Here is a 14,346-nt window from a genome sequence, read left to right as displayed (position 1 = left end):
TTACAAACAACTTTTGACGGAGGGCTAGCAAAAGTAGCTCGACCTGTGTCAGAATCGCCGACATGACAACGGATGTCACTCACACCGGCCTCGGAACGATCCGAGCCGGCATCCTCGGCGGGGGATTCATGGCGCGGGTGCACCGCACGGCAGCGCGCGACGCCGGCGGTCAGCTCCGCGCCGTCGCCACCCGCTCGGCCTCGGGTAGCCGTCACGCAGCCGACTCCCTGGGCGCGGATCGTGCCGAGACGGACGCCGCCACCCTCCTGGACGCGGCCGACATCGACGTCGTACACATCTGCACGCCGAATGCCACCCATGCCGATCTGGCTCTTCGAGCCCTGAGCGCAGGCAAGCACGTCGTCTGTGAGAAGCCTCTGGCGACGACCGCGAAGGACGCCAGGAGGCTCGCCGACGCCGCGGCGGCGAGCGGGCGCGTGACGGCGGTTCCCTTCATCTACCGCTACCACCCGATGGTGCGCGAGGCCAGGGCGCGAGTCGCGCGCGGCGACATCGGAGAACTCCTCACCCTCGACTGCTCGTATCTGCAGGACTGGATGCTGCGCTCCAGCGATGACGACTGGCGGGTGCGTTCCGCCTCGGGAGGCGCCTCCCGGGCCTTCGCGGACATCGGCTCACACCTGTGCGACCTGATCGAGTTCGTGATCGGGGAGCGCATCCGCACATTGAGCGCCCGCACCCGCCGGGTGTTCCCCGAGCGTGCCGGTCACGCGGTCGACACCGAGGACATCGTCGCGGTGCTGGTCGAGACGGCATCCGGTGCCCTCGGCACGCTGCTCATCTCGCAGATGGCCGCCGGGCGCAAGAACGCGCTGACGCTCGAACTGCACGGCTCGCAGCAGAGCATCCGCTTCGAGCAGGAGCGCCCGGACGAGCTCTGGATCGGCATGCGCGAGGAATCGCGCCTGCTGCTGAGAGATCCGGGGGCATCGGACCCCGACTCCGCTCGACTGCAGCGCGTCCCGGCGGGGCACTCGATGGGGTACCAGGACGCATTCAACGGGTTCATCGCCGACGTCTATGCCGCGATGAGCGGGGCGTACCCGGAGGGGTTGCCGACCTTCGAGGACGGATACCGGTCCGCGGTGCTGACCGAAGCGGTCCTCGAGTCCGCAGCCGATGACGGACGCTGGGTGGAGGTGACGGCATGACCGAGACGACGACATCATCGGTGCTCGCCGTGGACGGCATCCGCAAATCGTTCTTCGGTGTCGAAGTGCTCAAGGGGATCGCCTTCGACGTGCGCCCCGGCGAGGTGCACGGCCTCGTCGGCGAGAACGGTGCGGGCAAGTCCACGCTGATGAAGATCATCGCCGGTGTGCAGCCGGCCGATGAGGGCACCGTCACGTATCGCGGCGAAGCAGTGCACCATGCCCACCCCCGCCAGGCCATGGACGTCGGCATCGTGACGGTGTTCCAGGAGTTCACACTCCTGCCCGAGCGCACGGTGGCCCAGAACGTGTACCTCGGTCGTGAGCCCCGCCGCGCGGGCTTCGTCGATCAGCGGGGGATGATCCGTCGCACCGGCGAGCTCCTCGCCGACCTCGGCGTCTCCTTCATCGACCCGCAGGCGCGGGTCGGCTCGCTGACCGTGGCGGAGCAGCAGATCGTCGAGATCGTGAAGGCGCTGTCGTTCGATGCGCGGGTCATCTCGATGGACGAGCCGACGGCCGCGCTGAGCGATCACGAGGTCGAGCTGCTCTACGCGATCATCCGCAAGCTGACGTCCCGCGGCGTCGCGGTCATCTACGTCTCCCACCGGCTCAAGGAGATCTTCGACCTCTGCGACCGCATCACGATCCTCAAGGATGGGGCACTCGTCTCGACGGATGAGACCGCAGCGCTCACCTCTGACGAGCTCGTGCGCCGCATGGTCGGCCGGTCGATCCAGTCGTACTTCCCCGCGGCGGTCGCCGGCACAACGGTGGGAGAGCCGCGGCTCGAGCTCGACGGCTGCGGCAACGCGTTCGTCGACGGGGTGTCGCTGACGCTCCGGGCCGGCGAGATCGTGGGCATCGCGGGCCTCCAGGGCTCGGGCCGCACCGAACTCGTCGAGGGCGTCTTCGGCATCCAGGGCTTCGCCCGCGGCACCATGCGCATCGATGGGAAGACGGTACGGATCACCAGCGCCAGAGCGGCCGTCCGGGCAGGGCTCGCGCTGGTATCGGAGGACCGCAAGGCACAGGGCCTCGCGCTCGGTCAATCCGTGCTCGACAACGCCCTGCTCGTCGTGCGCAGCGTCTTCGCGGGTCGCACATCGGCGTCGCGGCGCGAGGTGCCCGGTGTGCTGAGCTCGCTCGAGATCAGCTCGCGCGGGCTCGACCAGGAGGCGCGATTCCTCTCCGGCGGCAACCAGCAGAAGGTCGTGCTGGCGAAGTGGCTGCTCACGCAGCCGCAGATCGTGCTCTTCGATGAGCCGACCCGAGGCATCGACGTCGGTGCGAAGTACGCGGTCTACGAGCTCATGCGCGAGCTCGCGGCGCAGGGGAAGGCGGTGCTCATGGTGTCCAGCGAACTGCCGGAGGTGATCGGGATGAGCGATCGGATTCTCGTGATGCACGATGGCGAGCTCGTCGCCGAGCTCCCCTCGGGGTCCGCCGAGCACGAGATCCTCGGTGCGGCGACAGGTGCGGCGACCGGCACGGGAGGTGCCCGATGAAGCGTGTGCGGATCGACTCGACGATCATCGTCCTCGGCATCCTCATCCTGACGCTCATCGTCGGCGCCGTCCTCGTCACGCTCGAGGGGCGCAACTTCCTGAGTCCCGGCAACATCCGCGACATCCTCACCGGGATGAGCGTGCTGGGGCTCGTCGCGATCGGTCAGACGCTCGTCGTGCTCGGCGCCTCGCTCGACCTCTCGGTCACGTACGTCATCAGCCTGTCCAGCCTGCTGGCGGCCACGATCATGAACGGCAACCCGGGGAACATCCCGGCGGCCGTCGCGGTCACGCTGCTCGTCTGCGCGGGCATCGGTCTCGTCAACGGATTCATCGTCACCGTGCTCAAGGTCAACGGCTTCATCGCGACGCTCGGCGTCGGCCTCATCCTGCAGGGCATCCTCAACACGAACTTCGAGGGGTCGGCGGGTGCCGTGCCCTGGGAGTTCCAGCTGATCGGCGCCACCGGCGTCGGACCGGTGCCGGTCTCGACCATCATCATGATCGTGCTCGCCGTGCTCGTCTGGTTCCTGCTGAACCGCACCCGCACCGGCGCCCACCTCTTCGCCGTCGGCGGCGACCCGGAGATCGCCCGGCTGTCGGGCGTCCGCACTCGCCCGCCGCTCATCGCCGCGCATGTCCTGTGCTCGGTGTTCGCCGGTCTCGCCGGTCTTCTGCTCGCCTCCAGGCTCGGGGTCGGCAGCCCGACCGTCGGCCAGCAGGGCGGATACGCGCTCCTCTCGATCGCGGCCGTGGTGCTGGGCGGCACGCTGCTGCTCGGCGGGCGCGGCTCCATCTGGGGCGCCATCGGCGGCGTCGCGATCCTCGCGGTCGTCGACAGCGTCATGAGCGTCATGCAGGTGAACCCCTTCCTCAAAGACGTCGTCCGCGGCGTCGTCATCGTCGCAGCCGTGGCCGTGTACAGCCGTCGGGCGATCGTCCGTCGCCGTCCACGATTCGGAGCCGGCGGGACGAGGACCGGAGGGGACGACGCTGCCAAGGCGGCGGAACCAGAGATGGCGGCCGCGGCCTCGCAGCTCGCCGATACCACCCCCGCTGCGGAAGGAGGACGCGCATGAACGTCCTGCGCTCGCTCGTCAGCCCTCGAGGTGCGGTGTTCCTCCTTCTCGTGCTGCTGCTCATCGCGGTCACGATCCTCAACCCGAGCTTCGCGGAGCCCGGCCAGTTCATGCGCTTCATCCAGCGCGTCGCCCCGATCGCGATCGTCGCGATCGGCCAGTATTTCGTGATCATCGCCGGAGAGTTCGACCTCTCCCAGGGGTCGCTCATCACCGCGCAGGTGATCATCGCCGGCAACCTGGTCGGTCAGGACGATGCGCGCACTGTCCCGGTGCTGCTGCTCATGATCGTCTTCGGTGCGGTCATCGGCCTGGTGAACGGCATCCTCACCACCCTGCTCAAGGTGCCCTCGTTCATCGTCACGCTCGGCATGATGCTCGCCCTTCTGGGCGCGGTCATGTGGTGGACCGGGGGAGCGGCCACCGGCAACCCGGCCGACAGCTTCCGCGAGATTGGCCGCGGCGGCATCCGCGACGTGCCCTTCCTGGAGTTCATCCCGTGGGCCGTCTTCCTGCTCGCCGGCTGGCTGGCGCTCGGCATCTGGATCACGAAGCGTCCGCTGGGCAAGCTGCTGATCGCCGTGGGCGACAACGCCAGGGCGGTCGACTATGCCGGAGCCCGCAGCGCGTGGGTGACGACGAGGGCATTCATGATCTCATCGCTGTCGGCGACACTGTCGGCCGTGCTGCTCGTCGGCTACGCCGGCGTGCACCCGTCCGTCGGCCGCGGCTACGAGTTCATCGCGATCACCGCGGTCGTCCTCGGCGGCGTGGTGCTCGGCGGCGGTCGCGGCTGGATCGTCGCCGCCGCGGCCGGAGCCTTCGCCCTCGAAGCACTGTTCATGCTGCTCAACATCGCCGGCGTCCCCTCGACGCTCCGCGACGCCGTCCAGGGCATCATCATCATCGCCGCTGTCGCCTATTCCGCCGTCGCGTTCCGCGCCAGGCGCACGCGCAGCTCACGGTCTCCAGATCTCGTCACCGCAGGAACCACAACCACCAGCACCACCACAACCACCAGCACCACCACAACCACCAGCACCAATCACACAGAAACCAGAGGAGAACAGTAATGCGACGATCAATGAGGATCGCCACCGCAGGGGTGGCTCTCTTCGGACTCATCGCGCTCGCCGGGTGTACGACAGACCCGTCCGTGGCGCCGCCGAAGTCCGACAGTCCCGAGGAGTCGGCTGAGACGACCGAATGGTTCGACCAGGAGCTCTTCGACAAGCAGAACGAGGAGCGCGGCGTCGAGCCGGAGGGACCGGCCGACGAGCCGTACCTCCAGCACATCAACGCCGAGATGGTCGACACGTCCGAGTTCGCCAGCGAGGGGGCCAAGAAGGCCTGCTTCGCGAACGCCTCGATCTCGAACCCCTGGCGCCAGACCGGCTGGATCACGATGAACGAGCAGCTGAAGGCGCTGCAGGCCGATGGCGCGATCAGCGAGATGGAGACCCGCGACGCGCAGGATTCCGATGACACGCAGATCGCCGACATCGACTACTTCATCTCCGAGGGCAACTGCGACGTGTTCCTCATCTCGCCCAACAGCACGGCGGCGATGACCCCCGCAGTCGAGCGTGCGTGCGAGACCGGCAAGCCCGTGATCGTCTTCGACCGCGGGGTGAACACCGACTGCTACGTGTCGTTCATCCACCCGATCGGCGGCTTCGCCTGGGGTATCGACACGGCAGAGTTCCTGATCGACAACCTCGAAGAGGGCGACAAGGTCGTGGCGCTGCGCGTGCTGCCGGGAGTCGACGTGCTCGAGCACCGCTGGGCCGCCGCCGAGAAGTTGTTCGACGAGGCCGGCATCGAGGCCGTCGACCACTTCACGGGCGCCGACCCCGCCGAGATCAAGAGCATCATCAGCGATGAGCTCGCGAAGGGCGACGTGGACGGCATCTGGATGGATGCCGGTGACGGCGCCGTCGCGGCCATCGAGGCGTTCGAGGATGCCGGAGCGGACTACCCGGTCATGACCGGTGAGGACGAGATGAGCTTCCTCCGCAAGTGGAAGGACACGGGTCTCACGGGTCTCGCGCCGGTGTACTCGAACTTCCAGTGGCGCACGCCGCTTCTCGCCGCCCAGAAGATCTTCGCGGGCGAAGAGGTGCCGAAGGAGTGGGTCCTCCCGCAGAAGCCGATCACCGAGGGCGAGCTCGATCAGTACCTCGATGAGAACGACGGGATGCCCGACGGCCACTACGCCAAGTTCGGCGGCGAGAACCTTCCGGGGTTCCCCGCTGTGTGGCAGGACCGGCAGATCCCGTAAAGTCACGACAGAACTCGTTTCGCCGCGTTCCTCGCTCGCCGCCCGGACCCCCGGTCGTCGAGCGGGGACGTGGCGACGAGACGAGATGTCTCCCCGACGAAGAGGAGCAGGATGCCCCGCACGATCGCCGTCAACACGTGGGTGTGGACGTCACCCCTCACGGATGCGACGCTCGAACCGCTCGCCCGGAAGGCGGCGGATCTCGGCTATCAGGCGCTGGAGCTTCCGCTCGAGAACGTGGGGGACTGGGACCCGGTGAACGTGCGCGCGGTGCTCGACAGCCTGGGCCTCGGCGCGATCGTGGTCGGCGCCATGGGCTCCGGCCGCTCGCTGGTCGCTCGCGCCGGTGATGTCGCCGCCACCCAGACCTATCTGCGGTCCTGCATCTCCGCCGCGCAGGTGTTGGGATCCGATGTCGTCGCGGGACCGTTCTACGCACCGACCGGCGTGACGTGGCGGATGGATGCCGACGAGCGGGCGGCCATCGTGGGGGAGCTGCGCGACAACCTCGCACCCCTCGCCGCCGAGGCGGCCGACCTCGGCATCACGCTGGCGGTCGAGCCGCTCAACCGCTACGAGACCAGCGTGCTCAACACCGTCGAGCAGAGCCTCGAGGCTCTCGAGCCGCTGCTCGGAGCCGGAGTGGGGCTCGCCCTCGACACGTACCACCTCAACATCGAGGAGAAGAAGCCCGCCGACGCGATCCGTGCGGCGGGATCGGCGATCGCGCACGTGCAGGTGTGCGGCAGCGACCGCGGCGCCGTCGGCGACGACCATACCGACTGGCCGGAGATCCTGCGCGCGCTGGACGATGCCGGCTACCGCGGCGCGCTGGGGCTGGAGAGCTTCACCGGAGGGAACGCCACGATCGCGGTCGCGGCCTCTGTGTGGCGTCCGCTCGCGCCGAGCCAGGACGAGCTGGCTGCCCGCAGCATCGCCGCCCTTCGTGCATTGGAGCACACATGACCGCGCACCCTGTCACTCTCTTCACCGGCCAGTGGGCGGATCTCCCGTTCGAGGAGGTGGCGCGACTGGCCGCGGAGTGGGGGTACGACGGGCTCGAGGTCGCGGCATCCGGTGACCATCTCGACCTGCAGCGCGCCGACGAGGACGACACGTACGTCGCCTCCCGCCGTGAGATCCTCGACCGCCACGGGCTGAAGATCTTCGCGATCTCGAATCATCTCGCGGGTCAGGCCGTGTGCGATGCTCCGATCGACTTCCGGCACCAGGCGATCCTGCGCGACTATGTCTGGGGTGACGGCGATGCCGAGGGCGTGCGGCAGCGCGCGGCCGAGGACATGAAGCGTGCCGCGCGTGTCGCGCGCAAGCTCGGGGTCGACACGGTCGTCGGCTTCACCGGTTCATCGATCTGGCCGTATCTGGCGATGTTCCCGCCGGTTCCGGCATCCGTCATCGAGGGCGGGTTCGAGGACTTCGCGTCCCGCTGGAATCCGATCCTCGACGTGTTCGACGGCGAAGGCGTGCGCTTCGCGCACGAAGTGCACCCGGGGGAGATCGCCTACGACTACTGGTCCAGCGTGCGAGCTCTGGAGGCGATCGGCCACCGCGAGGCATTCGGGTTCAACTGGGATCCCTCGCACATGATGTGGCAGAACGTCGACCCGGTCGGCTTCATCGTCGATTTCGCCGACCGGATCTATCACGTGGACTGCAAGGACACCCGGATGCGTCCGCACAACGGCCGCGCCGGCGTGCTCGGCTCGCACCTGCCCTGGGGCGACCCGCGGCGCGGATGGGACTTCGTCTCCACCGGCCACGGCGATGTGCCGTGGGAAGATTCCTTCCGGGCGCTGGACGCGATCGGCTACACCGGCCCGATCTCGATCGAGTGGGAGGACGCCGGGATGGATCGCCTGCACGGCGCGCCCGAGGCGCTCGGCTACGTGCGGTCGCTGCTGTGGCCGAAACCCGAAGCGTCCTTCGACGCCGCCTTCAGCAATCAGTGAGAGATGCCGCGAGGATCCAGGCCGATGCGGATGCCTTCTTGGCGAGCTGCGTCGAGCATGGCCCGCAGTTCGATCCGGCGACGGCGGCGCGCTCCCAGATACGCGAGGGCAAGGAGTGCGACACCCGCCGCGACGAGGAGCTGGGGCCAAGGCATCGCAGGGACAACGGCCTCGGTGTGCACTGCCGCAAGTGACGGGGCCTCGTCGAAGCCTTCGGGAACGATCACCTCGGGTTGCGCCGACACGGCGACCGACGCGAAGAACGAGGGCCAGACGCCCGGTGCAGTGGCGCTGATCGTGCGCTCATCGCCGGGCAGCATCTCGATGGCGGCATCCGATGTGCTCGTCGAGCGGACCCCGAGCACGCTCATCTCCGGCACGAAGCGCACCCGGGTGTTGCCGGTGTTGCGCACGACGAACGTCACGTCCATCGTCCCGGGCTCGAACGGGTTCCCGTTGACGTGATAGGTGGCGTCGACCGTGCTGAGTTCGAGCGCGGGATCCAGCGCGCCGCTGACCCTGGTCATCACCCGGAACCCGACCCGGCTCTCGACCGTGAGTTCGGTGCCGTCGGCTCCCGTGCCGAGGGACTGCACGGACGCGGCGATTCCCGCGGCATGATCACCAGGCGTGGCGTCCTCCGGGACATGCACGGTGAACGGGACGACGACGACCTCGCCTGCCGCGACCGGCACCTCGTCGAGGATCTCGATCCATGTGCCGGCGTCGATCGACTCGCCGCCGGACGGCAGCATGTTGAATCGCCCTCCGTCGGTGAAGTATCCGTCTTGGGCATCGATGCGGAAGACGACGTCCGCCGCGCTGAGATTGTGGATCGCCAGGTGCTCGTCGACTTCCGAGCCGGGCGCCAGCTCCAGCTCCATCCACGATCGTCCATCGGGACCGTTCGCGTCGGAAGGGGCGACCGACCAGGAGATGGTGCCGCCGGCGTCCTCCTCGCCCGCTGCTGAGGCGGGAGAGGAGGACGCGAAGAAGACGCAGACGGCGGCGAGGACGCTGCCCAGCACGAAGGCGGACAGTGGACGGCGGGGGAGGCCGAGGCTTCCGGCGTCTTCGCGGCGGATCATTCGAACAGCGAGAGCGTGACCAGGGCGGTGTAGGTGCCCGGCGCGACATCCGACCCCGTCTTGAGGGTGAGGTCGGCCGTCGCGGTCCATTGCGCGTCGCCTTCGGCCACGTTCGCCGAGGACGCGGCGATGGCGAACAGCTCCTGATCCACGAGTCCGACCTGGGCGCCGGTGTCGTCGAGCACCGACGTCACCTCGTCACCCGCACCGACGAGTCCCTCGTCGTCTCCGTCGATCAGACGTGGCGCCCACCCCAGGTGATCCGCGCCGATCCCTGTTTGTCCTGCGCTGCCGGTGAAGCCCGTTGCTGTGCCGAGCACGTACCACCCGGCACCCGCGGGGATCTCTTCGGGCGTTCGTGTGTCGGTGATCGTCACCGTCGGCAGTGCGCCGGTGAACTGCCGGATCGTGGCCGTCGAATCGGTCTCGGTCAGGGAAGCCGATGTGCCGGCCACGGTCATCGCGAGAACGCCCGGTTCGGTGATCTCGGCGATTTCGACTGTCACATCGACGTTGTCATCGCCCTGTTCTTCGTCGGCGTACGCGTTTCCGGCGACACCGGCGAGCAGGATGAAGCCGGCCACGGCGGCCGACGCTCGAGTGATGGATGATCTGTTCATGATGCGTCCTTTCCGGGCGCCATCGCCCGAATCTCGTGTCTGGGATGTCCGGCGAGGAGCCGGACGGGGCGGGCCGCGGCGACGCCGCGACCCGCTTCCGTGTTCAGCTGCAGCTGGCGGCCTCGTATCCGACGCTGGTCGTCGACGTCACGGTCTGGCCCTCGATCAGAGCCGAGCCGATCACGGTGACCTCGCCGGCGGGTAGCTCCTTCAGACGGCTCGCGAACGCGTGGAATGCGTTCTTCCCTGCTTGCATGCTGCTGAAGACCTTCTCTTCGTACGGCGTGCGGATGGTGATGCCGATCGGCAACGTCTCGGCGTTGAGTCCGGTGACGGTGACCACGGCCTTGCCTGCGATGCAGCGGGTCGCGACCGTCACCTCCACCTTCGGGAACGTCGGTGCGCTGATGTCGACCTCGCCGACCACGCTCTCGTTGCCGGCGGCGTCGATCGCCTGGTAGCGCACCAGGCTCGGCCCCTCCGAAGAGATGCGCACCGGCCCGGTGTAGTTCATCCACGCGCCATCGGCACCGATCGCGTAGCGGACGGTGGCGACACCGGAGGTGGCGTCGTCCGCTGTGACGGTGAGCTCGACACCGTGCGTCGCCCAGTCGGGTTGCGGCGGAATCGCGACGGTCGAAGCCGCCACCGTCGGCACGACGCCGTCGACCCGGACGATCAGCTCGCCCGGTTCGCTCGTGTTGCCGGCGTTGTCCGTCGCGCGGTACCGCACTGTCGTGGCGCCCTGCGTGGTGACGACCAGGGGAGCGGAGTACGCCGTCCACTCGCCGTCGCCGATGGCGGTCTCGATCGACGCGACACCTGATCCGGCATCCTGAGCCGACACCGTCACCGTCACCTCGTCGACGGCGAACCAGCCCGAAGGGGACGGGTCGCCAGGCGTCGTCCCCGCACCGACCGTCGGTGCGACGTCGTCGGCCGCAGCGGGATCCAGGAAGATCCCGCCGAGCACGGCGTTCGGCCCCGTGACCTTCTCGGCCGAGACGGTGACCGACGAATCGATCACGTAGGTCAGCCAGACGCCGTGATCCTGGTCGGTCACGCTCTGCGCCGGGCCGATCATCGAGCCGTCCGCCCTCGTCACGGTCACCTTCTGCGTTCGCGCCATGTCGAAGCTGTTGACGTACACCGACATCTCGTACGTCGCCTCGTCCGGCACCGTCACCGTGAGCGACGGTGCGCTTCCGAACCAGGTGCTCGCGCGCCTGCCAGACCCGTCCGGCAACTGGAGCGCCGCCTTGCGCGTGCTCGTCTGCTGCCAGGTGTACGCCGCGGTCGACCCCGCCGGGGTGACCGTCACGCCCGCCGGGAGCTGAGCGCCCACGTTCGGGATCGAGTATCCGAGTTCGCCGTAGCGGTCGATCCAGTCTCCCTGGGTCGTCTCGTCGACCACGGGCGCGCCCGCTGGCGGCTCGCCGACACCCTCGCCGACCGCTTCGAACACGTCGAGCGTCATCGAGTAGGTCACACCGGGGTTCGACCGGAAGACCAGGTAGACGTCGTGTGTGCCCGCCGGTGCGTCGATCGCGGTCGGCGCAGTCTCGGCGAAGGTGAACCAGCCGCCGGTGGAGTTCACCGGCGTCTCGGCGATCAGCTCGCCGTCGGGGGCATCCACACGCATCTCGATGCGGCCTCCGCCTTCCGCGCCTGCAGACACCCGGTAGCGCACGGAGTCGATGCCTTCGAAGTTCATGTCGTCATAGCGGATCCAGTCCTCATCCTGGATGGCCCCCACGTACTGACCGAGTTCGGCGGCGGCGTTGTTCTCCACAGCGACGCGGTGCCCCTCGTCGTAGTAATGCGCCTGGAACCGCTTCGTGCGGTACACGTTGGTATCGCTCGACGTGATCGGGGAGATCCCGTTCTCGCCGCCGTGATCGGTGTAGCGAGCATCGATGACCCAGAACGCGTCTGCTTCCGCGTGCCCTTCGTCGAGCAGGGTCGTCGTGGAGCCCTCGCACGCGTTCACCGGTCCGGTCGGATGCGCGTGGTCGTCATGGCCGAGTGCCGGTTGCACCGTGACTTCACTGCAGTCGACCGTTCCGTCTTCGGCGTCGGTCACCTCGACCTTCCAGGGCAGCCTGTCGCCCCAGCCGAAGAACCCGCCGTTCGGCGGCCCCGTGATGTCGACCACGGGCGCGGTGTTCCCGACGATCACCGACACAGTTGCCGTGCCGGTCTTCTCGTACGAGGTGTCCTCGGTCACCGTCAGGCGCGCCTGATAGTTCCCGTCGGCCTCGTAGACGTGCGTGGGATTCGCGTCGGTCGATGTCTCACCGTCTCCGAACTCCCACAGGTAGCTGAACTCATCGCCGTCGGCGTCGACCGTTCCCTCACTGGAGAACGAGACGCTCAGTGGCGCGGTGCCCGACGTGACGTCGGCGCTCGCCGCGGCCGTCGGCGCGCGACCGGTATCGGAGTAGTCGATGCGGTACAGGCCGGAGTTCGGGTTGTCGCGCCCGAAGCCGCCACCCCACTCCAGCAGGTACAGCGCGCCGTCCGGACCGAACTGCAGGTCGAGGGGCGAGAGGAACTGCATGTTGTTCAGGACAGGGTTGATTCCGAGGAGCTCGCCCTCGGCGTCGAGCGGGAACTCCTTGATGTAGTTGCGACCCCACTCGTAGAACAGCGGTGTTCCGTCGAAGTACTCGGGCCACTTGCGGTCGGACTCGAGCTCGGGGTCGAAGTGGTAGGCAGGACCGGCCATCGGTGAGCCGGATCCGGACCCGAGCTGCGGGAACTCCGCCGAGGCGCCGTACGTGTAGTGCACGTCGGACGCGATCGACGCAGGCAGCGTCGTGAGACCCGTGTTGTTCGGAGAGGTGTTCACCGGGTTCTGGCAATCGAACTTGGCGCCTGCGGTGCCGGTCGCGAAGTCGAAGTCGTTGTAGGCGATGTCGTTCGCGTGACAGTATGGCCAGCCGTAGTTGCCCGGCTCGCGGATGATCTGCCATTCGACGTACCCGGCCGGGCCGCGCGTCGGATTGGCGCTGCCGGCATCCGGCCCGTAGTCGGCGAGGAACACCGTGCCGTCGGGCTCCACGCTGAAGCGGAACGGGTTGCGGAAGCCCATGGCGTAGATCTCGGGCCGCGTCTTATCGGCGGCGTCCTCCGATTCCGGGAACATGTTCCCGTCGGGGATCGAATAGGTGCCGTCGTCTTCCGGGTGGATCCGGAGGAGCTTGCCGCGCAGGTCGTTCGAGTTCGCCGCAGTGCCCTGCGCATCGAAGTGCTGGCGCCCGGAACGCTCGTCGATCGGGGTGTAGCCCGACGACTGGAACGGGTTGATGTCGTCGCCTACCGACAGCCACAGGTCTCCCGCGGCATCGAAGCGCAGCGTGCCACCGGTGTGGCCGATGTCGTTGGGGTCGCTGGCGCGCGTGGCCGGTACTTCGAGCATCACGGTCTCGGAGGACAGGTCCATGGTGTTGCCGTCCATCGTGAACCGGGAGAGCCGGTTGAACCCGTTCGGCGCGGGAGTCTCCTCCGGCGAGTAGTAGACGTAGATCTGCTGGTTGTCGGCGAACTCAGGGTCGAGAGCCAGCCCCAGGAGGCCGTTCTCTCCTCCGCCGTAGACCGGGATGGTCGCCGCGGTCACGGTCGACTTCGATTCCGGATCGTAGATGCGCACCTGGCCCTTCACCAGTTCGGTGAAGAACACCCGTCCGTCGGGGGCGAGGGTGATTCCCCACGGCGCGGACGTGTTCGTGTCGAGCGGGACCTTGTCGTAGTTGCTCCAGTCGGTGGCGCCGCAGTCGCCGTCGGCGACTCCCGCGGCGTAGCGGATGCCTCCGAGGGAATGCTGCATCACGGCAGGCTCGGCGTAGGAGGACTTCGCATGCCCGATGGAGGTGATCCAGGTGCGTCCGCCCTCATACGCGGCGCACCAGGTGACCGGGTGGTCGATCATGCGACCGGGAGTGTTCGCGGCGACGCTCAGCGGGTCGAGCTGCGTGAGCACGTGCTTGTCTCCGCGCACCGACTTGGTGAATCCGTACCATTCCTCGTTCCGGTCGATGCGGTCGGGCAGATCCGCAGTGGACGGGTGGTCATGGTCCACGACATCGAGGGTGCCGGGGGTGTTCGCCGCGGAGTGCGCGGTGAACTCGGTGCCGATGAGGTCCCGGTAGAACGTGTTGCCCTGCTCGGAGTCGATCGGATTGTGCATCGCCACGACCCCGCCGCCGTCGCGGACGAACTTCTCGAACGCCGCCTCCTCGGAAGCGTTCCAGAAGTCTCCGGATGCTTGGGCGAGGACGATGACGTCGAACCCGGCCAGCACTGCGTCGGTGAAGTACGGACCGGATTCCGTCGCCTGCACCACTTCGAAGTCGTTCGCCGCCGCGAGCGCATCCCACATCGCCTTCGCTTCGGCCACGGAGTCGTGGACGAATCCGGCGGTCTCGGAGAAGACCAGGGCGCGGAACTCGGGCTCGGCCGCAGCTGTCGGTTGTGTGGCGGGTGGGTCGGCCGGGTGATCATGCCCGTCGTGGGCGGACGCCGATGGGGCGAGCATCCCGCCGGCGAACAGGGTCGCGGCGACCCCGACCGCGATGGCGGACGCTCTTCTCGAACTCTTCATGCGGACTGCCGTGCCTTTCGTCATT

General features: G+C 68.0%; 10 protein-coding genes. 7 read left to right on the top strand and 3 right to left on the bottom strand.

Features of this window, described 5'->3' with window-relative positions:
- Positions 1–62 precede the first annotated feature (62 nt).
- From V5D55_RS19540 to V5D55_RS19510, 7 genes are all read left to right on the top strand, one after another.
- Positions 63–1,172 (top strand): Gfo/Idh/MocA family protein, encoded by a 1,110-nt coding sequence (locus V5D55_RS19540; protein WP_435746326.1) that lies wholly within the window; start codon positions 63–65, stop codon positions 1,170–1,172.
- Complete coding sequence (locus V5D55_RS19535) at positions 1,169–2,680, top strand: sugar ABC transporter ATP-binding protein (protein WP_435746324.1); 1,512 nt, start codon at positions 1,169–1,171, stop codon at positions 2,678–2,680. Before V5D55_RS19540 ends, V5D55_RS19535 begins: the two co-directional genes overlap by 4 nt.
- Positions 2,677–3,759 (top strand): ABC transporter permease, encoded by a 1,083-nt coding sequence (locus V5D55_RS19530; protein ID WP_435746322.1) that lies wholly within the window; start codon positions 2,677–2,679, stop codon positions 3,757–3,759. Before V5D55_RS19535 ends, V5D55_RS19530 begins: the two co-directional genes overlap by 4 nt.
- The gene (locus V5D55_RS19525) at positions 3,756–4,832 is read left to right on the top strand and encodes an ABC transporter permease (protein ID WP_435746320.1); all 1,077 of its coding nucleotides are present in this window, start codon (positions 3,756–3,758) and stop codon (positions 4,830–4,832) included. Before V5D55_RS19530 ends, V5D55_RS19525 begins: the two co-directional genes overlap by 4 nt.
- 11 nt (positions 4,833–4,843) lie before the next feature.
- Positions 4,844–6,040, top strand: a complete 1,197-nt coding sequence (locus V5D55_RS19520) for a substrate-binding domain-containing protein (protein ID WP_435746318.1) — start codon at positions 4,844–4,846, stop codon at positions 6,038–6,040.
- A gap of 111 nt (positions 6,041–6,151) precedes the next feature.
- A complete protein-coding gene (locus V5D55_RS19515) occupies positions 6,152–7,006 on the top strand; it encodes a sugar phosphate isomerase/epimerase family protein (RefSeq protein ID WP_435746316.1) in 855 nt (284 codons plus the stop codon).
- Entirely contained in the window at positions 7,003–8,010 is a 1,008-nt protein-coding gene (locus tag V5D55_RS19510; protein WP_435746314.1) for a sugar phosphate isomerase/epimerase family protein, read from the top strand. Before V5D55_RS19515 ends, V5D55_RS19510 begins: the two co-directional genes overlap by 4 nt.
- On the opposite strand, the gene V5D55_RS19505 is transcribed toward V5D55_RS19510, so the two are convergent.
- The 3 genes from V5D55_RS19505 to V5D55_RS19495 form a co-directional block, all read right to left on the bottom strand.
- The gene (locus tag V5D55_RS19505; protein ID WP_435746312.1) at positions 8,004–9,098 is read right to left on the bottom strand and encodes a COG1470 family protein; all 1,095 of its coding nucleotides are present in this window, start codon (positions 9,096–9,098) and stop codon (positions 8,004–8,006) included. The genes V5D55_RS19510 and V5D55_RS19505 overlap by 7 nt on opposite strands.
- Positions 9,095–9,718 (bottom strand): hypothetical protein, encoded by a 624-nt coding sequence (locus V5D55_RS19500; protein WP_435746310.1) that lies wholly within the window; start codon positions 9,716–9,718, stop codon positions 9,095–9,097. Before V5D55_RS19500 ends, V5D55_RS19505 begins: the two co-directional genes overlap by 4 nt.
- 103 nt (positions 9,719–9,821) lie before the next feature.
- Positions 9,822–14,321, bottom strand: a complete 4,500-nt coding sequence (locus tag V5D55_RS19495) for a ThuA domain-containing protein (protein ID WP_435746308.1) — start codon at positions 14,319–14,321, stop codon at positions 9,822–9,824.
- Positions 14,322–14,346 lie beyond the last annotated feature (25 nt).

Source organism: Microbacterium sp. PMB16 (assembly GCF_051294855.1).
In the GTDB taxonomy this organism is placed as follows: Bacteria; Actinomycetota; Actinomycetes; order Actinomycetales; family Microbacteriaceae; genus Microbacterium.
The sequence above is the reverse complement of the archived record's forward strand: the minus strand, read 5'-3'. Positions and strand labels throughout refer to the sequence as shown.

Excerpts from the sequence above, each read along its gene's own strand:
- V5D55_RS19510 (WP_435746314.1), top strand. The coding sequence starts at position 7,003 with ATGACCGCGCACCCTGTCACTCTCTTCACCGGCCAGTGGGCGGATCTC.
- V5D55_RS19530 (WP_435746322.1), top strand. The coding sequence starts at position 2,677 with ATGAAGCGTGTGCGGATCGACTCGACGATCATCGTCCTCGGCATCCTC.
- V5D55_RS19500 (WP_435746310.1), bottom strand. The coding sequence starts at position 9,718 with ATGAACAGATCATCCATCACTCGAGCGTCGGCCGCCGTGGCCGGCTTC.
- V5D55_RS19520 (WP_435746318.1), top strand. The coding sequence starts at position 4,844 with ATGAGGATCGCCACCGCAGGGGTGGCTCTCTTCGGACTCATCGCGCTC.
- V5D55_RS19535 (WP_435746324.1), top strand. The coding sequence starts at position 1,169 with ATGACCGAGACGACGACATCATCGGTGCTCGCCGTGGACGGCATCCGC.
- V5D55_RS19505 (WP_435746312.1), bottom strand. The coding sequence starts at position 9,098 with ATGATCCGCCGCGAAGACGCCGGAAGCCTCGGCCTCCCCCGCCGTCCA.
- V5D55_RS19525 (WP_435746320.1), top strand. The coding sequence starts at position 3,756 with ATGAACGTCCTGCGCTCGCTCGTCAGCCCTCGAGGTGCGGTGTTCCTC.
- V5D55_RS19540 (WP_435746326.1), top strand. The coding sequence starts at position 63 with ATGACAACGGATGTCACTCACACCGGCCTCGGAACGATCCGAGCCGGC.
- V5D55_RS19515 (WP_435746316.1), top strand. The coding sequence starts at position 6,152 with ATGCCCCGCACGATCGCCGTCAACACGTGGGTGTGGACGTCACCCCTC.
- V5D55_RS19495 (WP_435746308.1), bottom strand. The coding sequence starts at position 14,321 with ATGAAGAGTTCGAGAAGAGCGTCCGCCATCGCGGTCGGGGTCGCCGCG.